This is a genomic window from Bacteroides sp. RCH18 (assembly GCF_058231005.1).
This window is the reverse complement of the sequence record NZ_JBIPTC010000002.1, coordinates 1,128,168-1,149,748: the sequence shown is the minus strand read 5'-3', so window position 1 is coordinate 1,149,748 and position 21,581 is coordinate 1,128,168. Positions and strand designations below refer to the sequence as shown.

Below are 21,581 nucleotides of genomic sequence, written 5' to 3'. Positions count from 1 at the left end.
GAGAATTGGACATGAAGAAGAGATTGATACTTAAAGTATTAGGATTGCTGTTATTGCTTCCGATGTTTTCCGGATGTAATGATACGGATGATGTAGCCGGCATCTTCACCGGCAAGACATGGAAACTGACTTATATCACCAAAGCCAACGGTCATGGATGGTATAAATTTGCGGATGTGGATGATAGCAACATCATGGAATATGCAGATGGAAAGAAAACTTTCATGCTGGTTTTTTCCGGTACTGTAGAGGATGATATAATACAAGGTACATTTACAGGCAGCGGCGCAATCAACGCCAACGGAACCTGGAGTGCGAACGGCAAAAACCAGGAATTCGGGATGAAAGTGGAAAAGGGAACTCCCATCGACAGCAAAGACCGCATCGCCGAAAAGATACTGGAAGGCATGAAAAAAGCAAATTCTTACAAAGGATCGGACAGCCGGAACCTATATCTTTATTACCAGACTGATAAAGAAAGCCTCTGTCTCGTATTCGCTCCAAACTAAGACTAGAATTGAAACAAGATGGACACGGAAAAGAAACAATTGGAACTGGACAAACGTTACATACGTATGGCAAGCATCTGGGCGGAAAACTCTTATTGCCAGCGTCGTAAGGTAGGAGCGTTGATCGTCAAAGACAAAATGATTATCTCCGACGGATACAATGGTACTCCTTCGGGCTTCGAAAACGTTTGCGAGGACGAGAATAACCTGACAAAACCTTATGTTCTCCATGCGGAAGCAAACGCTATCACCAAGATAGCACGCTCGAACAACAGCAGCAACGGTGCCACGATGTACGTCACCGCCTCACCTTGTATCGAATGTGCAAAGTTAATCATACAGGCAGGAATCAAACGGGTAGTCTACTCCGAACATTACCGCCTCGAAGATGGAATAGAACTATTAAAACGGGCAGGAATCGAAGTTATCTATACAGAAATGAACGAAGATTCTTCTCCAAACAAATAATAAAACGAACGTTTTAAAAAAAGGAATAGACATGAGTACAAGAAACTCTTCACGTTTTACGCCTATCATCATAGCTATCAGCGTGGTGGCCGGTATTCTTATCGGTACATTTTATGCCAAGCACTTCGCCGGCAACCGTCTGGGTATCATCAACGGTTCTTCCAACAAGCTGAATGCGCTGTTGAGAATCGTAGATGATCAATATGTAGACACCGTAAACATGACCGACCTCGTGGAGAAGGCTATGCCACAGATCCTGGCAGAACTGGACCCGCACTCCACTTACATCCCTGCACAGAATCTCGAAGAAGTCAATTCGGAACTGGAAGGCAGTTTCAGCGGAATCGGTATCCAGTTTACGATACAGAATGATACGATTCATGTGAATGCCGTTATCCAGGGAGGCCCATCTGAAAAAGTGGGACTCATGGCGGGCGACCGCATCGTTAATGTAGACGACAGTTTATTTGTAGGCAAAAAGTTGAACAACGAACTAGCCATGCGCACACTGAAAGGTCCTAAGGGATCGCAGGTGAAACTGGGTGTCAAACGCGTAGGAGAACCGAAATTGCTGGACTTCACCATCACCCGCGGAGACATTCCTCAAAATACAGTAGACGCTGCCTATATGCTGAACGATGATATCGGTTATGTAAAAGTCAGCAAATTCGGACGGACAAGCCACGTAGAATTGCTTAACGCCTTGGCTCAGCTCAATCATAAGAAATGTAAAGGACTGATTATTGACCTTCGCGGCAATACAGGAGGATACATGGAAGCTGCCATCCGCATGGTGAATGAATTCCTGCCCGAAGGTAAACTGATTGTATATACACAAGGACGTAAATATCCCCGTGCGGAAGAATTTGCCAACGGTACGGGCAGTTGCCAGAAAATGCCACTCGTTGTATTGATTGACGAGGGTTCTGCTTCTGCCAGCGAAATCTTTACCGGAGCAATTCAGGATAATGACCGCGGTACAGTGGTAGGACGCCGTTCCTTCGGAAAAGGACTGGTACAACAACCGATTGACTTCAGCGACGGCTCTGCTATCCGCCTGACTATCGCCCGCTATTATACTCCTTCAGGGCGTTGCATCCAACGTCCTTACGAAAGTGGTAAAGACAAGAATTATGAACTAGACATATACAACCGCTACGAACACGGTGAGTTCTTCTCACGCGACAGCATCAAGCTGAACGAAAACGAACGCTATCTCACCAGCCTGGGACGCACTGTTTATGGTGGTGGCGGTATCATGCCGGACGTATTTGTACCACAAGATACTACCGGAGTCACTTCTTATCTCTCATCAGTAATCAACCGCGGACTAACTCTTCAGTTTACTTTCCAATACACGGACAATAATCGGAAGAAGCTGAGCCAGTATGAAACGGAAGAAGACCTGCTGAATTATCTCCGTCACCAAGGTCTGGTAGAGCAGTTCATCCGCTTTGCCGACTCGAAAGGTGTAAAGAGAAGGAATATTCTGATCCAGAAATCGTATAAACGACTGGAAGCGAATATATACGGCAACATTATCTATAATATGCTGGGACTGGAAGCTTATCTGAAATACTTCAATAAATCGGATGCTACAGTACAACAAGGTATAGAACTGCTCGAAAAGGGAGAAGCTTTCCCAAAAGCACCCGCCGAGACAGAAGAGGAAGTGACGAAAGATAATAAAGATGGAAAGAAAAAAAGAACTGCGCAAGCTTATGGCATCACTGAAGATCCGACACGCATCTTCGACTTTGCAGAAGCTTCAATCAGCTAAAATACTTGCCGCCCTCGAAGCCCACCCGGCTTTCAGGGCGGCAACTACTGTATTGCTCTACCATTCGCTCAAAGATGAAGTAGACACGCATGCGTTTATCCGGAAATGGAGCAATGAGAAACGGATATTACTTCCGGTAGTTGTCGGTGATGAATTGGAATTACGCCTCTATACCGGTCCCGAGGATATGGCAACCGGCACTTACGGTATTAAAGAGCCTGTTGGAGAAACATTTACGGACTATGCAGACATAGACTTTATTGCCGTTCCCGGTGTAGCTTTCGACCGGAAAGGAAACCGGCTGGGGAGGGGAAAAGGCTATTATGACCGTTTGCTGCCACGTATCCCCGCAGCTTATAAAGCAGGCATCTGCTTCCCATTTCAAATAGTAGAAGAAGTTCCGGCAGAAGCATTCGACATCTGCATGGACATAATTATAACAAGTAATGAGGACGAATTATCACACCCACACCACCCGCTGCCTCCATGCGACAGGGAGTGACGAAGAATTTGTTTTAAGCGCCATCAAAGGCGGCTATCAGGAACTTGGTTTCTCTGACCACACACCATGGAAATACCATACCGATTATGTATCCGACATCCGGATGACTCCCGAAGAACTGCCGGAGTATGTAGAAAGCCTCCGCTCGCTACAAAAGAAATATAAAGATCAAATCAGCATTAAAATCGGCTTGGAATGTGAATATTTTCCGGAGTATATTCCCTGGCTGAAAGGAGTTATCAAGGAGTATCAACTGGATTACATCATCTTCGGCAACCACCATTTCCATACAGATGAGAAGTTTCCTTATTTCGGGCGAAATACCCATACGGTAGATATGCTTGAACTTTATGAAGAGAGTGCGATTGAAGGGATGGAAAGCGGCTTGTTTGCCTATCTGGCACATCCCGACCTGTTCATGCGTTCATATCCTGAATTCGACCGTCATTGTAAACTTGTCAGCAGACACATCTGCCGGACAGCAGCCCGCTTGAACCTGCCCCTGGAATATAATATAGGTTACGAAGACTACAACGATGAACATGGAATAACAACCATTCCCCACCCTGCTTTTTGGGAAATAGCAGCACACGAAGGCTGCACCGCCATTATCGGAGTGGATGCCCACAACAACCAATATCTTGAAACTCCGTTCTACTATGACCGGGCAAATGAGACACTCCAAAAGCTGGGGATGAAAGTGACAGACAGAATTCCTTTCCTCAACGAAAAATAATGTTTGTGATAACCGTAGCCCCTACTCTCTGATTCAGAGTACGCACCAGAAGTTCCCGTCCCATCATCAGTTCCTGACGAAGGGCGGCGGAAGTGAGATGTACATACAGCGTCTGGTTACGGATATAGAGATTACTGGTATAGCTTGCCGCCGGTCCCAACACCTGCGGCCAGGCATCCAGCAACCGCTGCTCATTGAGAGGAGACTCCAGACTCTCCTGACGCAGGTATTGCTGAATCAGTTTTCCTATCTGCTCGGCATCGTTACGTTTCATTGTTCTGCTCCCATTTCATTAATTACACCCTGATCTACGCGGAATACTTTATAATCGCTGCCTACCTTCTGCAGAATACGATCCAGATGTTCACGGTTGGTATCCGTTATAAATATCTGTCCGAAGTTGTCACCAGCCACCAGCTTGACAATCTGCTCTACCCGCGAAGCATCCAGTTTATCAAAGATATCATCCAACAGCAATAAAGGGACGGTCTGCCCCGTACGTTTCAAGAAGTCGAACTGCGCCAGCTTCAACGCTACCAAATACGTTTTATTCTGTCCCTGCGAACCTTCCTTCTTGATCGGAAAGTCGCCCAACAGCATATTCAGTTCATCTTTATGAATCCCCCGCAAAGAGAATCCCATAATTTTATCCCGTTCCCGGCTTTGCTTCAGTACTTCCAGCAAAGAAGCATCCCGTGCATGCGAATCATAAGACAGCCCCACCTGCTCTTTATCCTGGGAAATAAAAGAATAGAACGACTGGAAAATAGGAATAAACTCTTCGATAAACGCCTCCCGCTTGCGAAAAACAATTTCACCCGCTTGCGCCATCATCTCCTCCCAAACCAGGAACAATTCCTCTTCTACCGGAAATTCACTTTTTAATAAGGTATTACGCTGTGCCAATGCCTTATTATAGCGTATCAATGCTTCCAGATATTCCTTATCATACTGAGAGATCACGACGTCCATAAAGCGGCGCCGTTCGTCACTTCCTCCGGCTATCAACTCCGAATCGGCAGGCGAAACCATCACTAACGGCAGAAAGCCGATATGATCGGAAAAGCGGCTATACTCCTTTTTATTCCGTTTGAATTGCTTTTTCGAACGACGCTTCATTCCGCAGTAAATCTCCTCCGGTGTGCCATCTTCCGCCTCATAAAAGCCCTGAATAACAAAGAAATCCTGATCATGCCGAATGTTCTGCGAATCAATCGGATTACCCGAACTCTTGCAGAAAGATAAAAAGTACACTGCATCGAGCAGATTCGTCTTTCCCATCCCGTTCTGTCCGAAGAAACAATTCAGTTTGGCGGAGAATCCGATCTCTACCTGTTCCAGATTCTTATAGTTTAATATGGATATCCGTTTCAGTATCATTGTATACGCGTTAATTTGTTCACAAAAGTAGCAAGTTTTTCGAGGTTTTCGAGCGTAAAACAAAAAAAGATGCCTCTAAATTTCGTTTGTAGATATAAAAAAACTACTTTTGCGAGTCGAATTATCAAACGATGAATAATAACAAAAAGAATCATATAAAAATGGCAGAACAAAAGAATCAGAACGAACATCTGAACGTAGAAGATGCACTGACACAATCGGAAGCATTTCTTGTTAAGTACAAAAACGCAATCATCGGCGGTGTTGTAGCCGTGATTATCATCGTAGCAGGTTTTATCATGTACAAGAACCTCTATGCTGAGCCACGTGAAGAAAAGGCACAGGCTGCTCTTTTCAAAGGACAGGAATACTTTGAACAAGATGCTTATGAACAAGCACTGAACGGTGATAGTATTGGTTATGTAGGTTTCCTCAAAGTTGCCGACGAATATAGCGGAACTAAAGCCGCTAATCTGGCAAAAGCATATGCAGGAATCTGCTACGCACAACTGGGTAAATATGACGAAGCAGTGAAGATGCTCGACGGCTTCAACGGAGGCGACCAGATGGTAGCTCCCGCTATCCTCGGCGCAACAGGAAACTGCTACGCACAACTGGGTCAGCTGGACAAAGCCGCTTCTACCCTGCTCTCTGCAGCAGACAAAGCTGACAATAACTCATTAAGCCCTATCTTCTTGATGCAAGCCGGTGAAATCCTGGTGAAACAAGGAAAGTATGATGATGCCGTTAATGCGTATACTAAGATCAAGGACAAATACTTCCAGTCTTACCAGGCTATGGACATCGACAAGTACATCGAACAGGCTAAATTGATGAAGAAATAATATACCTTATTATATATAATAGAAGGTTAGGCACGGATTACACGGATTTCACGGTTTTTAGTACGCACAATATGTACTAATGCAATTATGCGAAGCTACCGTGAAATCCGTGTAATCCGTGCCTTTTTAAAATCATGTATTTATAACCCACTTTAATTACTACAATTATGGCAACAGCATACCATAACTTATCCGAATACGATTTCAACTCTGTACCAAACGCTGAAAACATGAAATTCGGCATCGTCGTATCCGAATGGAATTTCAATATTACCGGAGCCTTACTGAACGGCGCAGTCAATACATTAAAAAAACATGGAGTGAAAGATGAAAATATTCTGGTAAAAACTGTACCGGGAAGTTTCGAACTAACTTTCGGCGCCAATCAAATGATGGAAAATTGCGATGTGGATGCAATTATTGCAATTGGTTGCGTAATTAAAGGAGATACTCCACATTTTGATTATGTTTGTATGGGAGCGACTCAAGGAATTACCGAATTAAACGCAACTGGCGACATACCAGTCATTTACGGATTAATTACTACCAATACAATGGAGCAAGCAGAGGATCGCGCCGGTGGCAAACTGGGTAACAAAGGAGATGAATGTGCAATTTCTGCAATAAAAATGATCGATTTTGTTTGGAGTTTAAATAAATAGTTGTATCTTTGCACCGCAATTGAGAAACAAACCTCCTCAAAAGCAAAAAAGGGCAAATACCAGAGTGGCCAAATGGGGCAGACTGTAAATCTGCTGTCTTTCGACTTCGGTGGTTCGAATCCATCTTTGCCCACAAAAATTGCGGAAGTAGCTCAGTTGATAGAGCATTAGCCTTCCAAGCTGAGGGTCGCGGGTTTGAGCCCCGTCTTCCGCTCTTCAAAGAGAATCTGAGAAATTAGATTCTCTTTTTTGTATTACTTTAAACCTCTAAGAACATGAAAGATTCTCCAACGCAATCAAGCGTACTGCAATTGGCACACCCCCCTATCCCAATTGTCCGCATCGGAATTATAGGATTGGGGAATCGAGGGCTACTTACCCTGCAACGTTATCTGCAAATAGAAGGAACTGAAATCAAAGCTCTCTGCGAAATCAGAGAAGGCAACTTGAACAAAGCCCAACTCATACTAAAAGAAGCAAAGCATCCAGAAGCCATGGGATATACCGGACCGGACGGCTGGCGAAGGATGTGTGAATGCAACGATCTGGATTTAGTCTTTGTCTGTACAGATTGGCTCACTCACACCCAAATGGCAACCTATGCAATGGAATGCGGCAAACATGTAGCTATCGAAGTTCCTGCCGCCATGAATGTAGCCGAATGCTGGCAACTGGTCGATACAGCAGAAAAGACAAGACGCCACTGTATCATGCTGGAAAATTGCTGTTATGACCCTTTTGCCCTGACTACTCTCGAAATGGCACGTCAAGGTGTACTCGGAGAAATAATGCATGTAGAAGGAGCATATATTCACGATCTCCGTTCCATGTATTTTGCCGAAGAGAGCGAAGGCGGTTACCACAATCACTGGGGAAAAAGATACAGTATCGAACATACAGGCAATCCCTACCCCACCCACGGACTAGGGCCTGCCTGTCAAATCCTCGACATCCACCGCAATGACAGGATGGAATATCTCGTATCCATGTCCACCCATCAGGCCGGCATGAGCGAGTATGCGCGGAAAAGATTCGGAGAGAACTCACCGGAAGCCCGTCAAAAGTATAAACTGGGAGATGTCAACACCACGCTTATCCATACCGCCAAAGGGAAAACGATCATGCTTCAGTATAATGTTTCGACTCCCCGCCCTTACAGTCGCCTGCAAACAGTATGCGGCACACTCGGCTTTGCACAAAAATATCCGGTACCATGCATTGCCCTGGATTCTCATGGAGATACTCCGCTTGAAGGCGAAGCACTTGAACAAGTATTAACTCTCTATAAACACCCTTTTAGCGCCACCATCGGCGAGGAAGCACATCGTAAAGGATTACCGAACGAAATGAACTATGTAATGGATTATCGGTTAATATATTGCCTGCGCAACGGACTTCCCCTTGACATGGACGTTTATGATGCAGCCGAATGGTCGTGTATCACCGAATTAAGCGAGAAGTCGGTATTGAACGGAAGTATTCCTGTAGAAATACCGGATTTCACCAGAGGTGTCTGGGAAAAACACAAACATTAGATTTTACCTATTTACCCCAATTAAACTATAAAAACACATGAAAACATTCCTATCATTAAAGACATGCTTACTATCTGCACTTTTACTTTGTGTAAACAGCATTTCGGCAAGCAAAGTTATTTCCGTATCCGATTTCGGTTTGAAACCCGACAGCCGTATTAACGCAGTGCCATTTATACAAAAGGCAATCGATGCTTGCAAGCAACATCCCGGTTCCACGCTTGCTTTCCCAAAAGGAAGATATGATTTCTGGGCACAACATGCTATCGAAAAAGATTATCACGAAACGAACACCTACGATGTTAATCCCAAAATTCTCGCCGTGCTATTGGAGCAGATCAATGATCTGACGATTGACGGTAATGGTTCTGAGTTTATTATGCATGGACGGATGCAGCCATTCACTTTGGATCATTGCCGGAACATTACCTTAAAGAACTTCTCCGTCGATTGGGAAATCCCATTAACTGCGCAAGGTATTGTCACTCAATCTACCTCCGGATACCTTGAGATCGAAATCGACTCCCACCAATATCCTTATATCATAGAAAACAAACGACTGACTTTTGTCGGTGAAGGATGGAAAAGCAGTCTTTGGGCGATCATGCAGTTTGATCCCGACACCCATCTCGTCCTGCCAAATACAGGTGACAACTTAGGCTGGCGCTCATACGATGCAACAGAAGTAAAACCTGGATTAATACGCTTATCCGATCCTAAAAAGGAGGCTGATAAATTCTTCCCTGCGCCGGGTACGGTCCTTGTGTTACGACACAGCACCAGAGACCACGCCGGCATCTTCATTTACCACAGCATGGACACAAAACTAGAAAACGTAAAACTATTCCATACCTGCGGACTGGGAATTCTGTCACAGTATAGCAAGAATATATCTTTCAATGATGTACATATCATCCCTAACACTTCCAAGAAACGTGTGCTGAGCGGACACGACGACGGTTTCCACTTCATGGGATGCAGCGGATTACTCAAGATTGAGAACTGCAGTTGGGCAGGATTGATGGATGACCCTATTAACATCCATGGAACATGTTCCCGTATTATGGAAGTTCTTTCTCCTACCCGCATCAAATGCAAATTCATGCAGGACATGAGTGAAGGGATGGAATGGGGACGTCCGGACGAAACAATCGGATTTATAGAGCATAAAACCATGCGTACCGTAGCTACTGGTAAAATGAATAAATTTGAAGCACTAAATAAAGCTGAATTTATCATCGAATTATCAGTACCACTTCCAGCCGGAGTGGAAGCCGGATATGTAATAGAGAATCTGACCTGCACACCTGATGCAGAAATACGCAACTGCCATTTCGGAAGTTGCCGGGCACGTGGTCTGCTTGTATCTACTCCCGGCAAGGTTATTATTGAGAACAATGTATTCGAATCCAGCGGCTCTGCCATTCTGATTGCCGGAGACGCAAATGCATGGTACGAGTCAGGAGCTGTCAGAGACGTGCTGATACGTAACAATGATTTCCGTTATCCTTGCAATTCTTCGATTTATCAGTTCTGTGAAGCCGTGATCAGCATTGATCCGGAAATTCCGACACCGGAACAGAAGTACCCCTATCATCGCAATATCCGCATTATGGATAATACCTTCCACCTATTTGATTATCCGATTCTCTTCGCACGGTCGGTAGACGGACTCACCTTCTCCTCCAATACACTCATACGTGATACGACTTACCAGCCTTATCACTATCGTAAAGAAGGTATTACGCTGGAAGCATGTAAATCTGTGGTTATTTCAAACAATAAGATTGAAGGGGATGTATTAGGACGTACTGTTAAAATTGAAAATATGAAACCTTCGGATGTCAAGATTAGCAAGAACCCTTTCTTTAAACTGAAAAAATAAAAAACACCATATAGGCAATTAAACGTATTCAGGCTCAAGCATGAGCATGAATACGTTTGAGTCTTTATCCCATAAATACAACAAATAAAGGAAGGTTCTCTTTGATGAACTTCAATGCTAAGGTAATCTGCCGTTCTATTGCTTTTTCACTGACTGCACAACGTTCCGCGATTTCCCGATTAGATAGATGCTCTTCGCGGCTCATTCTAAAGATCTGCTGCCGTCTGGCCGGAAGTTGCGAAATCAATTTATCAATATAGTTCTTCAAATCAGCAGCATCCAATTCCTCTTCTATATCATAAGAATTTTCAAGTCCTTTCAGAACTGTCATTTTAAAATTCAGCTCGTTAAAATGTCTACGCGAATAATTGAATATAATATTACGGGTAATCATAAAAAGCAACCCATCAAAATTCTTGGTAATATCAAGAAACTCTTTGGACTCCCAAACTTTCACAAAAACATCCTGAACTACTTCTGAAATCACGGAAGATGAAGTGACATAAAGTCGTGCAAAGTTATAAACCTTCAGCCAATAAAGGTCATACAGCAAAGAAAATGCAGCCGCATCTCCCGCTTTTACCTTTTCCAGAATTATTGTCTCCTCCATCTCTTTTCAATTGTGTTACAAAAATAAAGAAATAACCATTAACCACAACATTTTTTTTGATTTTTATTTATAATAAAGTTACCTTTTTTCCTTTAATAATGTCTTCAAAATCTATTCTAATTATTAATTTCAACTAAGTTCTGTTAGAACTTTGTTTCTTTTCCTATCTACACATCTTGCTTTTACTCTTTCCCATATCTGTTCTTTTATTTTAAAATCTATAGCTTTATTTTCTGATTCATTCCATTGTATTTTAAGTTCTCTATCCACTGATTCCAGGTCAGCATAGCTTCTTCGCTGCTTTTTAGTCAGCCGTCCTGCCAGCAAATCTTTAATCAAACTCATCTTTGTATCTTTATCCATCCTATCTTACTTTGTTATTATTCTATTTATTATTACTCGTATATTATAAATACACTTGAGTTAAGTCTACCCCCACATCCCTTCGATAAAAAAAATAGCAAAACTATCATTAAAATCATAATAAGCTAATATTCAACAAATTAATCACTAACCAAAAAGAAGTTTTTTTTTCGAAAAGTCATTTTTTTATCTTAGTTCTAACAGAACTAAGATGGTATTTTGCCGTAGCTTCACTCGCTCTTTTACTAACAATAGGAGGATTTTGGATGAATTCAGTCAGAGATAATATTAACGACGAATTTATAATGGTGATAGCACAACAAAACCAAATGCACGTTTTACCGGACAGTACAAAAGTATGGATGGAATCAGGTAGTTCCATTAAATACACAAAAGCCTTTAACAAAAAAAGAGAAGTATGGCTAGAAGGCAACTCATTTTTTGAAGTATATAAACATGAAGGCAGTTTCTTCCAAGTACATATTAATAAAGCTTTTATAGAAGTAAAGGGAACCTGTTTTCAAATCAAGCAAACTAATGCTGAAAAAAATGAAATCACGCTGTTTCATGGTAAAATAGAATTTAATGTAGAATCTACAGGAGAGAAAATTATCATGTCTCCATCGCAAAAGGTAATGTATAATCCCAACAATGCACAAACATTAGTTGAGAATGTAATGGATATCAATTGGAAGGACGGAAGATACAACTTCAAAGAAACCCCATTACCCCAGCTCATTTCAATTGTAAATCAAATATACCAATCAAATATAATTCTAGAAGGAAAGTTTACTAAACAATCTTCATTCACAGGTAGCATCCGTTATGATGAAACATTGGATGACGTAATAGAGAAGCTTTGTTTCAGCCTTAACCTCACATACAAAAAACAGAATAGTAAAATAGTAATATATAATTAACCATATTTCTAATAATTAACCCAATATTTAACCTCACAACAAGTTAAATCATGAAAAAAAATCACAGTTGTTACCGGAGGCGATATCTGAAGCATATCGCACTCGTTTTGCTCTTTTACCCCTTGTCCGCTCTTGGAGCTCAGGGACACATATCTATCAAGGGGCAATCAATCACTATTATGCAAGCTATCCAGCTTATAGAAAAAAACAGCGACTACACGTTTTTCTACAATGCAGCAGATCTCGAAGACAAACAACGGAAAGACATTAATTGTAATGGTCCTATTGACGAGATTCTGGATGAAGTTTTCAAAGACAGCGGTATTAGCTATATCGTAAAAAACAAAGAGGTTATTCTCAACGTACAAAAAACGAATAACACCCAACAAAAGAAAAAACGTACTGTAACCGGTACTATCATAGACGCAGTGGACGATAGCCCCATCATTGGAGCTAACATCACGATTAAAGGTGACAAGAACACTGGTACAATCTCGGATATTGATGGTAATTTTAGTCTTTCCATACCCGACAATAAGACGATCCTTGTCGTAACTTACATCGGATATAAAACTCGTGAAGTTCCTGTAGAAGATCTAGGGAATATCAAAATTGTACTGGAAGGAGACGATCATACCTTGAATGAAGTTGTCGTAGTCGGTTCCGGTACCCAAAAGAAGGTCAGCGTAACAGGAGCTATCACAAGTATAAAAGGTGCCAGCCTCAAACTGCCGTCAGCTACCCTGTCCAACTCATTTGCCGGAAAGTTGGCGGGTGTCATCGCAAAAACAAATTCCGGAGAGCCTGGCTCCGGTGCCGAATTTTACATTCGCGGTATCGGTACTTTCGGTGGACGAGCAACTCCTCTGATTTTACTGGATGATGTAGAAATATCATCCGGTGACCTTAATTATGTGCCGGCCGAGAATATTGAAAGTTTCTCTATCCTTAAAGATGCATCTGCCACCGCTATCTATGGTTCACGCGGAGCTAACGGTGTAATGATCGTCACAACTAAAGGCGGAGAATACAATAGTAAAACATCCATCAACGTTACAGCGGAAAATTCTTTCAACTACTTAGACAAGTTCCCGGAATTTGTGGACGGAGCTACTTATATGGATATGTATAATAAAGCTTCATTAGCCAGAAACTCTTCCGCTACACCCAAATACAGTGCTACAGACATGGAACGCACGGCATCCGGAGTCAACCCATACCTATACCCCGATGTAAACTGGCAAGACGTATTGTTCAAAAACATGAGTATGCGCCAACGTGCCAACGTCAACATTTCCGGTGGTGGTTCAAAAGTTAAATATTACATGAGTTTGGATGTCAGCCATGATTCAGGCTTGCTGAACACAGGGAAAGCATATTCATGGAACAACAATATTAATATAATGAACTATACCTTCCAGAATAATATTGCTTATAAACTGACGCCGACGACAACAATCAAAATGAATATGAACGCTCAGATCCGTCAGAAAAAAAGCCCGAATGTATCAAGCGAGGATTTGTTCAAACAGATTCTGACTACTACCCCCATAGAATTTCCGGTTACTTATCCAAGTCAGGACGGGCGTATCATGTACGGCAATAACATCATCTCAGGAAGTACCTTATACACGAACCCCTATGCCAGGATGATGACATCCTTTGCCGAAACGAACGAAAATACACTTAACACAGTTATCAAGATAGACCAGGATTTGGATTTTATCACTAAAGGGCTTAAAATTAATGCTTTTGTAAATTTCAAGACCTGGTCAAGTTCTTACTTTGATCGTAGCATTGCTCCTTATTATTATCGCATAAAAAGCGGAAGCTACGATGAAACCGACCTGGAAAATACGAATTATGAATTGGAACTGCTAAATTCGAATGGCAGCGATTATATCAGTCAGTCGGCTATCGGAAAGTCTTCCGACCAAACATTTGAATTACAGTTCAACCTAAACTACGCCCGTCAATTCGGTCTGCATAATGTAGGTGCCATGTTACTCTACAAACAACGCGAATACAGAAGCGACGTGTTACCCAACCGTAATCAAGGCCTTTCCGGACGTCTTACTTATGATTACGGACAACGCTATCTATTTGAGTTTAACTTCGGTTACAACGGGACCGAACGTCTGGCCAAAGAAGACCGTTTCGGATTCTTCCCTGCCGTCTCTTTAGGATGGGTAATAAGCAATGAAGCTTTCTTCGAACCAATGAAAAATGTAGTGGACAATCTCAAGGTCAGAGGTTCCTACGGTCTTGTAGGTAGCGACGACCTGGCAACAGCCGGCGGAAGTTATTACCTGTATATAGACAAGATTACAAACAACGACCTGTCTTATCTGAAATGGACTTCCGGACAAAATATGGACTACCAATTAGGAGGTCCTCAGATGGCATACTACGCCATGTCCGGTTTGGGATGGGAAAAAGTAAAGAAGCTCGATATAGGTATTGATTTTACATTGTTCCGCAACTGGACATTTACCTTCGATTATTTCTACGACAAGCGTTATGACATCTTCATGAACCGTGAAGCATGGCCGCAATCACTGGCTTATCATATTGCCAAACCTTGGAGTAATATTGGTAAAATGGATAATAAGGGAGTAGAATTCAGTATTAATTATGCCAATAACTTCTCCAGAGATTTGTCTGTCAGTCTACAGGCAAACTTCACCTACAACAAAAATAAAATGGTCTATGTGGATGAACCGGAATATCCGACTATATGGAAGTCAGAAACCGGAAAACCTTATTCACGCATTACCGGCTACATAGCAGAAGGCTTATTCAAGTCACAAGAAGAAATAGATAACAGCCCTGCCCAGAATTTGGGTTCTACACCCAAGGTCGGAGATATTAAATATCGTGACCTTAACGGTGATGGTATCATTGATTCGGATGACCAGACGATGATCTCCAAATATGGAAGTACTCCACGCTTACAATACGGATTTGGCGGAACTGTCAACTACAAAAAGTTTGATTTTGGTGTCTTCTTCAGTGGCTCTGCTCTGCGTTCTATCATGACAAACGGTATTGACCCTTTCCAAGAAGGAATAGCCGTCGGTAACAGAAATGTATTAAAATATATAGCTGATAATTACTGGTCGGAAGAAAAACTGAATTGGGATGCCAAATATCCTCGTCTGGGATTACTTGCAACAGACGTTGCCAACAATACAGTGAACAGTAGTTACTGGTTGAGAAATGGTTCTTTCCTCCGATTGAAGAATGTAGAAGTAGGATATAAGATACCTTACGGACGTATTTTCGTCAGCGCAGCCAATCTATTCACCTTTAGTCCGTTTGACCTTTGGGATCCTGAACTGTCTTCTTGGAACAGTTATCCTATGCAAAAAACTGTCAATGTCGGAATTCAACTTCAGTTCTAATTTATTATGAGAAAAAATATGAAACTAACACGCATCTTTCAAAATATAAGTATAGCAGTTATTATCACTGCATTGGGCTTAACCTCATGTGATTATCTAGACGTTGTTCCACCCGAACAACCCAATATCGATGACGCAATGTCAAGCCCCACCCGAGCTTTAGGATTTCTTTATTCCTGTTATGGAGGTGTCAGTACAGACTTACCCAGTGCCTATCTGGGGGAAATAAACTCTACGACAGACGAATATGTATTACCTTATTCATGGAACACAGACGGTTATTGGGGCGCCTATGCATTTAACACTGCATCATCCACTAACCAAGACTGGCTATGGGGAACTACTTACCAATATATAGGACAATGTTATCTGTTTTTGCAAAAGTTGGAAAATGCGGGAAGCGACATTGCATCTGATGCAGAAAAGGAACAATGGAGAGCCGAATGCCAATTCCTGGTAGCTTATTACCACTTCGCTACTTTAAGAAGATATGGTCCCATCCCAATTACAGACTCGTACATCCCGATGGATACCCCAACGTCAGAGTATAATGGACGTTTTCACTTTGACTATTGTGTAGACTGGATTGCGAACCAGCTGGATGAAGCCGCCAAAGTACTTCCTGCCAACCGCACCGTTACCAATGAATGGGGACGCGCCACATCTACTATAGCCAAAGCTGTAAAAGCCCGTTTACTACTTTATGCCGCATCTCCTTTATGGAACGGAAGTTTCCCCTATCCTAACTGGCAGAATGAGAATTTCGAGACTCCGGGTTACGGTAAAGCTTTAGTAAGCAATACTTATGACAAGAGCAAATGGGAAAGAGCACTGGCCGCATGTCAGGAAGCACTTACATTAGCTACAACTTCCGGTGACCGTGAACTTTACGATGACGACGAATATTACTCCCGACAATCCCTGAACTTACCTTTTGTTCCCGGAGTAGCAGACGTGGAAGATAATAAAGAATTCCTGAAAAACGTAATGAAGATGCGCTATGCCGTAAGTACACGTGAATCTGAAGGAAACAAAGAAATTATCTGGGGATTATCCAACCAGTTTGATTTTTATTCCCGTTATCCGCTTCGTATTCTGAAGAAATCGGATGGAACATGGCATGCTGGTTATAGTGGTGTATCTCCTACATTATATACGTTCGAACATTTCTATACAGCTAACGGGAAACTACCTGAAAAAGACCTTGACTTTACTCCTTCCTCTGAATGGTTTGAGTCAGCCGGTATCTCTTCACGTGAAGATATTATCAAACTGAATGTGGGTCGTGAACCTCGTTTCTATGCATGGATGGCTTTTGACGGTGGTGACTACGGAACTAAATTTGCGGCCGGTTCTCCCCTGAAACTGGAAATGAGGAATTCGGAAATGCACGGTTACAATCCGTCTCTATTCAATCGTGACCATAGTGTCACAGGGTTCCTGACACAAAAGTTTGTTGATCCGGTAACTGAATTCTATACAGCCGGCGGTTCTACAAGCGGAACAAGCGCACCTACTATCTTATTCCGCCTCGCCGAACTCTACCTAAACGTAGCAGAATGCCATGCAGCATTAGGAAATACGCAGGAAGCCATTGATGCACTAAATCCTGTTCGTGAACGTGCCGGAATCCCTAAATTAACATTGGCTGATGTCACAAATAATATGACAATAAAAGACTGGGTACACAATGAACGTTTTGTTGAATTATGGAACGAAGGTCACCGCTTCTTCGATGTCCGCCGTTGGGCAGAAGGAGCCAAGTACTTTGGAGCAAACAAACGGGAAGGATTGAATGCAGAAGTTCAAAGTCCCACATTCGAAGAATTTAATAAACGAACTACAGTTGATGCACCTTATGTGTGGGAAAACCACATGTACCTGAATCCGGTATTCTACAACGAAGTATACAAAAATCCGCAAATGGTACAAGCACCCGGATATTAATTATTTTTTATTCATTCATAACAATATAGAATATATATGAAACATATATCAATAGCATTGTGTTTGTGCGGGATGATTCTGATGAATACTTCCTGCGACAATTATGACGATACCTATCCGCAGGAATATGAGAAAATACTATCACTGCAGACCACCGGTGAGCAAGCCGTAGATCTTTATAAAACAGGAGAGGCTACTAACTATTCAATAACGGTCATTAAATCCGGAAGTCAACCCACATTGACAGCTTCTGCCCATATCGGTGCAATGGATGCAGTCAATTTTGAAAAGTATATCTCCGAGAGAGGTTTGGACTATGTGGCAATGCCTGCCAATTGTTATTCGTTCAACATAGAAGAACTCGATTATTCTTCTGCTGAAACCTATAAGATCATCAATTTACAGCTGAATACCAACGAGATCGAAATCTTTGAGCAGACTCTTGAAGAGGGACAAACGTGTGTTCTTCCAATCATGCTGACCAGTACATCCGATTCCATCCTGGCAGATAAGAACACATTAGTTCTGAAACCGGAGATTATTACTCCCTCTCTTTCAGTCACTGAATCCAGTTCAGGAACCGTGACTAAATATTTATCACAAAGTGGAGGTATCATTGATCTTGCTTTAGGATTGCAAGTCGAAAACCAATGGAATTTCACCTGTAAAGTAGCAATTGATGAAACGACTACTACCTTAGAAGGAGCAACGTTAGTTTCGGACATCATCTCATTTGAGCCTGGAAACACATCTTCTGTTCAGGTTAATATCCCTAAATTTACGAAGACCTCCGGAAATGTGGGTATAAAGATTCTGGAAATTAATGGAAAAGACGGTTTCGAATTCGACACGAATCCATTTATACTGGTTGCATCTGTTGAAAAATACAGTCTGACAGCGGACATGCTTTCCAGTAATGCAATAGAACCGTCAGAAGGTTCCTTAGCTAATTTATTGGATGGAGACGTAGGTACCTACTTCCACAGCGCGTGGAGCGTATCGGTTGCCGGCAAGCATTATGTTCAAGTAAAATTGCCCGTATCAACTAAGACATTCCGTTTCACCTATACAAACAGATCAAATAACGGAAATGCCGCTTTGGCATGGTTCAATTTATATACAGGAACGAATGAGAACAATTTACAACTTTACAAGCGTTTTGCGTGGGATGAAGATGGTCTCCCGTCAGGTGCTGCAGGAGTTTATGTTTCTCCCGACGTTTCAATAGACAATGCTGCCAACACCTTACGCTTTGAATGTGAAAGCAACTGGACCGGTGGTTCCTTCTTTGTATGGAGCGAATTTAGTCTGTTCATACTGTCCGAATAATAAATGAGAGACAAAGGGTGAGTCAGACTTTTGATTCACCCTTTTATACCTCATCTATCTTAAAAACTAATACAGCAAAAAAATGACAATAAAAAGATTCATTACTAACCTATTAGCCCTTTTTACTCTATTCACAGTTTCACTGGCATGCAAGGATAGCGAAAAATCGATTATAAATAGCTCCTTCAGTATCAGTGAGGAATATCTGACACAAAATCTGGATAAATCAAGTACATCTGTCCAGATTCCAATTAACACATCTCTGGAGTTAGCTCAATGGAGTGTCTCTTATGAAGCAAACTGGCTACAATGCTCAAAACAAAAGACAGCAGCAGAAGGAACTTTCCTAAAAATCACAGTGAATGAAAATACAGGCGAAACCAAAAGAACAGCCAATATAAAAGTAACATCAACTACTGCTACCTATACTATCACCGTTAATCAATATGCCAAAGGCGAAGTAATTGTTGAGGGTGACATCAAGGTTACACCAACCGGAGGCAAAGCGAGTGAGCATCAGGAGGGACAGGATATTGAAAATACATATGATGGCAAATTTTCAACTGATGGAGCTGCCCCTTTCCACACTCCGTGGGGACAATCCGCCAAATTCCCTGTCACGCTGGAATACTATTTTAAAGGAGATACGGAAATAGACTACTTAATTTATTATACACGATCCGGTAATGGAAACTTCGGAAAGGTCAAAGTATATACAACAACCAATCCTGACCGATCAGATTATACATTACAGGGAGAATATGACTTTAAAGAGCAGAATGCTCCTTCCAAAGTTTCATTTTCAGAAGGCATAAAAGCGACCGGAATCAAATTCGAAGTATTAAGCGGTCTGGGCGATTTTGTAAGCTGTGATGAAATGGAATTTTACAAAACAAATACGGATAAAACACTGGACAAACAACTTCTTACCGTATTCACCGACATAACCTGTACGGAAATAAAGAACAATGTCACCAACGAACAGATACAAGCTCTGCCAGACTATTTCGTCAGAATAGCAGAAGCGGTTCGTGACAATACATACGACAAATGGGAAAAAGAATTTCGCATTCGCAGCTATGAACCATACAGTAATATTGCCGAATGGGCGGATAAATTAATGACTAAGAAATATAGTGATCTCGACAATCCGACTGGTATATCCGTCAAGGCAGGAGACGATATCATCGTATTGGTTGGTGACACATACGGACAGAATATTTCAATGCAGTGTATTTGGGAAACAGGAACAGAATACAAGCAAACAGCTTCTTCAGGCGATGTCTATATGCTAAATCCCGGAGTCAACAAACTGACTATGAAAGGAGAAGGACAATTGTTTGTCATGTACAACACCGAACTGACTTCAAATACAGCAAAACCCATCAAAATTCACATACCACTCGGAAGTGGCACAGTGAACGGTTTCTTCGACCTGAAAGAACATAAGACAGACGAAAAATACGCTGAACTATTGAAAAAATCAACACACAAATACTTCTGCATACGCGGTGAAAAGATCATGTTCTATTTCCACCGCAACAAATTATTGGAATATGTACCCAACAACATCCTCTCAGCCATCCATCTATGGGATAACATTGTCGGCTGGCAACAAGAATTAATGGGAATTGACGATGTACGCCCATCACAAGTCAACAACCATTTATTTGCCATCTCACCGGAAGGAAGTTATATGTGGGCTTCTGACTATCAAATCGGATTTGTCTATACCTACTTAGGCAATATCTTGTTGGAAGATAATGTAATGGCGGCGGAAGATAACGCGTGGGGACCAGCTCATGAAATTGGCCATGTTCATCAGGCAGCTATTAACTGGGCCAGTTCTACCGAATCATCTAATAATCTGTTCTCTAATTTCATTATCTATAAATTAGGAAAATACAAATCGCGTGGTAACGGGTTAGGAAGCGTTGCAACCGCCCGTTATGCCAACGGGCAGGCTTGGTATAATATGGGAGACGCAACCCACCAGAACGAAGACACAGAAACGCATATGAGAATGAACTGGCAATTATGGATTTACTATCATCGATGCGAATATAAAACTGATTTCTGGCAGACACTTTTCAAACTGATGCGTGAAGTGAATATGACCGAAGGTGAAGATCCTGGGAAAAAGCAACTTGAATTTGCCAAAATGGCAAGTAAAGCCGCCAATCAGAACCTGACTGACTTTTTCGAGATGTGGGGATTCTTCGAACCTGTCAATACGACTATCGAACAGTATGGAACATACAAATACTATGTAAGTGATGCGATGATTCGGGAAGCAAAAGAATACATGGCACAATTCCCCGCCCCGAAACACGCTTTCCAATACATCGAAGATAGAAAGAAAAGTGAGTTTCCACAGAATGACTACCGCTATTCGGCAGTTGGAGATGTCGGATATTACACTCAATTCAAAGAAAATCAGAAGATAACCAAAGCTATCACGGCAGAGCTGGCAGGACGCAAGGTCTCCATCCAAAACGGAGATGAAGCTGTGGCTTTTGAACTCAGGGAGAATGATGAAAATGGAAAATTACTTTATTTTTCTACCTTCACGACTTTCGAGATTCCTTCATCTATATTGATGGTGAATGCCAAATTATATGCCGTACAAGCTGACGGAAAACGTATTCTATTATAAGAATAATTTAACTTAACACACATTACAGATGTAAAAACGGCATCGCTCAC

The 21,581-nt window shown here is 42.0% G+C and carries 18 protein-coding genes and 2 tRNA genes; 16 read left to right on the top strand and 4 right to left on the bottom strand.

The window, feature by feature from the left end; translation table 11 throughout:
* Positions 1-11: 11 nt before the first annotated feature.
* The 5 genes from ACHLI0_RS19670 to ACHLI0_RS19650 are packed head-to-tail and all read left to right on the top strand — an operon-like array spanning position 12 to position 3,995.
* Positions 12-509: a DUF4847 family protein gene (locus ACHLI0_RS19670; RefSeq protein WP_016268479.1), complete on the top strand. Its 498-nt coding sequence runs from the start codon at positions 12-14 to the stop codon at positions 507-509.
* A gap of 18 nt (positions 510-527) precedes the next feature.
* A complete protein-coding gene (locus ACHLI0_RS19665) occupies positions 528-977 on the top strand; it encodes a dCMP deaminase family protein (protein WP_016268480.1) in 450 nt (149 codons plus the stop codon).
* 31 nt (positions 978-1,008) lie between these two features.
* A complete protein-coding gene (locus tag ACHLI0_RS19660; RefSeq protein ID WP_048692196.1) occupies positions 1,009-2,757 on the top strand; it encodes a S41 family peptidase in 1,749 nt (582 codons plus the stop codon).
* The gene (locus ACHLI0_RS19655) at positions 2,699-3,259 is read left to right on the top strand and encodes a 5-formyltetrahydrofolate cyclo-ligase (protein WP_490749888.1); all 561 of its coding nucleotides are present in this window, start codon (positions 2,699-2,701) and stop codon (positions 3,257-3,259) included. The genes ACHLI0_RS19660 and ACHLI0_RS19655 overlap by 59 nt, the downstream gene beginning before the upstream one ends.
* Positions 3,204-3,995, top strand: coding sequence for a histidinol-phosphatase (locus tag ACHLI0_RS19650; protein ID WP_055216861.1), 792 nt, complete (start codon positions 3,204-3,206; stop codon positions 3,993-3,995). Before ACHLI0_RS19655 ends, ACHLI0_RS19650 begins: the two co-directional genes overlap by 56 nt.
* Here ACHLI0_RS19650 and ACHLI0_RS19645 read toward each other — a convergent pair.
* Both ACHLI0_RS19645 and recF read right to left on the bottom strand, forming a co-directional pair.
* A complete protein-coding gene (locus ACHLI0_RS19645) occupies positions 3,982-4,269 on the bottom strand; it encodes a DciA family protein (RefSeq protein WP_008764453.1) in 288 nt (95 codons plus the stop codon). The genes ACHLI0_RS19650 and ACHLI0_RS19645 overlap by 14 nt on opposite strands.
* Entirely contained in the window at positions 4,266-5,375 is a 1,110-nt protein-coding gene (gene recF, locus ACHLI0_RS19640) for a DNA replication/repair protein RecF (RefSeq protein WP_055216859.1), read from the bottom strand. Before recF ends, ACHLI0_RS19645 begins: the two co-directional genes overlap by 4 nt.
* Before the next feature lie 161 nt (positions 5,376-5,536).
* Between recF and ACHLI0_RS19635 the strand changes: the two genes are divergently transcribed.
* The 6 genes from ACHLI0_RS19635 to ACHLI0_RS19610 all read left to right on the top strand — a co-directional run bounded on the left by ACHLI0_RS19635 (position 5,537) and on the right by ACHLI0_RS19610 (position 10,302).
* Positions 5,537-6,220 carry a tetratricopeptide repeat protein gene (locus ACHLI0_RS19635; protein WP_008759931.1) on the top strand — a complete coding sequence of 228 codons (684 nt, stop codon included), beginning with the start codon at positions 5,537-5,539 and terminating at the stop codon, positions 6,218-6,220.
* 167 nt (positions 6,221-6,387) lie between these two features.
* Complete coding sequence (gene ribH, locus ACHLI0_RS19630; RefSeq protein ID WP_008764452.1) at positions 6,388-6,882, top strand: 6,7-dimethyl-8-ribityllumazine synthase; 495 nt, start codon at positions 6,388-6,390, stop codon at positions 6,880-6,882.
* A 50-nt stretch (positions 6,883-6,932) separates the two neighbouring features.
* Positions 6,933-7,015: transfer RNA gene (locus ACHLI0_RS19625), tRNA-Tyr, on the top strand.
* 8 nt (positions 7,016-7,023) lie between these two features.
* A tRNA-Gly gene (locus ACHLI0_RS19620) sits at positions 7,024-7,096 on the top strand.
* 61 nt (positions 7,097-7,157) lie between these two features.
* On the top strand, positions 7,158-8,417 hold the full coding sequence (locus ACHLI0_RS19615) for a Gfo/Idh/MocA family protein (RefSeq protein WP_055216856.1): 1,260 nt from the start codon (positions 7,158-7,160) through the stop codon (positions 8,415-8,417).
* 37 nt (positions 8,418-8,454) lie between these two features.
* Entirely contained in the window at positions 8,455-10,302 is a 1,848-nt protein-coding gene (locus ACHLI0_RS19610) for a right-handed parallel beta-helix repeat-containing protein (RefSeq protein ID WP_490749887.1), read from the top strand.
* 64 nt (positions 10,303-10,366) lie between these two features.
* On the opposite strand, the gene ACHLI0_RS19605 is transcribed toward ACHLI0_RS19610, so the two are convergent.
* Positions 10,367-10,912, bottom strand: a complete 546-nt coding sequence (locus ACHLI0_RS19605; protein ID WP_048694270.1) for an RNA polymerase sigma-70 factor — start codon at positions 10,910-10,912, stop codon at positions 10,367-10,369.
* A 129-nt stretch (positions 10,913-11,041) separates the two neighbouring features.
* Positions 11,042-11,275, bottom strand: a complete 234-nt coding sequence (locus tag ACHLI0_RS19600; RefSeq protein WP_048694267.1) for a hypothetical protein — start codon at positions 11,273-11,275, stop codon at positions 11,042-11,044.
* Between the two features lie 266 nt (positions 11,276-11,541).
* Here ACHLI0_RS19600 and ACHLI0_RS19595 point away from each other — a divergent pair, with 266 nt between their 5' ends.
* From ACHLI0_RS19595 to ACHLI0_RS19575, 5 genes are all read left to right on the top strand, one after another.
* Positions 11,542-12,195, top strand: a complete 654-nt coding sequence (locus ACHLI0_RS19595; protein WP_048694264.1) for a FecR family protein — start codon at positions 11,542-11,544, stop codon at positions 12,193-12,195.
* A gap of 50 nt (positions 12,196-12,245) precedes the next feature.
* A complete protein-coding gene (locus ACHLI0_RS19590; protein ID WP_258972091.1) occupies positions 12,246-15,599 on the top strand; it encodes a TonB-dependent receptor in 3,354 nt (1,117 codons plus the stop codon).
* A 6-nt stretch (positions 15,600-15,605) separates the two neighbouring features.
* Entirely contained in the window at positions 15,606-17,546 is a 1,941-nt protein-coding gene (locus ACHLI0_RS19585; RefSeq protein ID WP_490749886.1) for a RagB/SusD family nutrient uptake outer membrane protein, read from the top strand.
* A 36-nt stretch (positions 17,547-17,582) separates the two neighbouring features.
* Entirely contained in the window at positions 17,583-18,875 is a 1,293-nt protein-coding gene (locus ACHLI0_RS19580) for a BT_3987 domain-containing protein (protein ID WP_234154458.1), read from the top strand.
* Positions 18,876-18,957: 82 nt separating this feature from the next.
* Complete coding sequence (locus ACHLI0_RS19575) at positions 18,958-21,531, top strand: M60 family metallopeptidase (RefSeq protein WP_258972086.1); 2,574 nt, start codon at positions 18,958-18,960, stop codon at positions 21,529-21,531.
* Positions 21,532-21,581: the final 50 nt, after the last annotated feature.

What these genes read in the sequence shown, in the direction of transcription:
- ACHLI0_RS19670 (WP_016268479.1), top strand. Translation starts at nt 12, where the DNA reads ATGAAGAAGAGATTGATACTTAAAGTATTAGGATTGCTGTTATTGCTT.
- ACHLI0_RS19665 (WP_016268480.1), top strand. Translation starts at nt 528, where the DNA reads ATGGACACGGAAAAGAAACAATTGGAACTGGACAAACGTTACATACGT.
- ACHLI0_RS19660 (WP_048692196.1), top strand. Translation starts at nt 1,009, where the DNA reads ATGAGTACAAGAAACTCTTCACGTTTTACGCCTATCATCATAGCTATC.
- ACHLI0_RS19655 (WP_490749888.1), top strand. Translation starts at nt 2,699, where the DNA reads ATGGCATCACTGAAGATCCGACACGCATCTTCGACTTTGCAGAAGCTT.
- ACHLI0_RS19650 (WP_055216861.1), top strand. Translation starts at nt 3,204, where the DNA reads ATGAGGACGAATTATCACACCCACACCACCCGCTGCCTCCATGCGACA.
- ACHLI0_RS19645 (WP_008764453.1), bottom strand. Translation starts at nt 4,269, where the DNA reads ATGAAACGTAACGATGCCGAGCAGATAGGAAAACTGATTCAGCAATAC.
- recF (WP_055216859.1), bottom strand. Translation starts at nt 5,375, where the DNA reads ATGATACTGAAACGGATATCCATATTAAACTATAAGAATCTGGAACAG.
- ACHLI0_RS19635 (WP_008759931.1), top strand. Translation starts at nt 5,537, where the DNA reads ATGGCAGAACAAAAGAATCAGAACGAACATCTGAACGTAGAAGATGCA.
- ribH (WP_008764452.1), top strand. Translation starts at nt 6,388, where the DNA reads ATGGCAACAGCATACCATAACTTATCCGAATACGATTTCAACTCTGTA.
- ACHLI0_RS19615 (WP_055216856.1), top strand. Translation starts at nt 7,158, where the DNA reads ATGAAAGATTCTCCAACGCAATCAAGCGTACTGCAATTGGCACACCCC.
- ACHLI0_RS19610 (WP_490749887.1), top strand. Translation starts at nt 8,455, where the DNA reads ATGAAAACATTCCTATCATTAAAGACATGCTTACTATCTGCACTTTTA.
- ACHLI0_RS19605 (WP_048694270.1), bottom strand. Translation starts at nt 10,912, where the DNA reads ATGGAGGAGACAATAATTCTGGAAAAGGTAAAAGCGGGAGATGCGGCT.
- ACHLI0_RS19600 (WP_048694267.1), bottom strand. Translation starts at nt 11,275, where the DNA reads ATGGATAAAGATACAAAGATGAGTTTGATTAAAGATTTGCTGGCAGGA.
- ACHLI0_RS19595 (WP_048694264.1), top strand. Translation starts at nt 11,542, where the DNA reads ATGAATTCAGTCAGAGATAATATTAACGACGAATTTATAATGGTGATA.
- ACHLI0_RS19590 (WP_258972091.1), top strand. Translation starts at nt 12,246, where the DNA reads ATGAAAAAAAATCACAGTTGTTACCGGAGGCGATATCTGAAGCATATC.
- ACHLI0_RS19585 (WP_490749886.1), top strand. Translation starts at nt 15,606, where the DNA reads ATGAGAAAAAATATGAAACTAACACGCATCTTTCAAAATATAAGTATA.
- ACHLI0_RS19580 (WP_234154458.1), top strand. Translation starts at nt 17,583, where the DNA reads ATGAAACATATATCAATAGCATTGTGTTTGTGCGGGATGATTCTGATG.
- ACHLI0_RS19575 (WP_258972086.1), top strand. Translation starts at nt 18,958, where the DNA reads ATGACAATAAAAAGATTCATTACTAACCTATTAGCCCTTTTTACTCTA.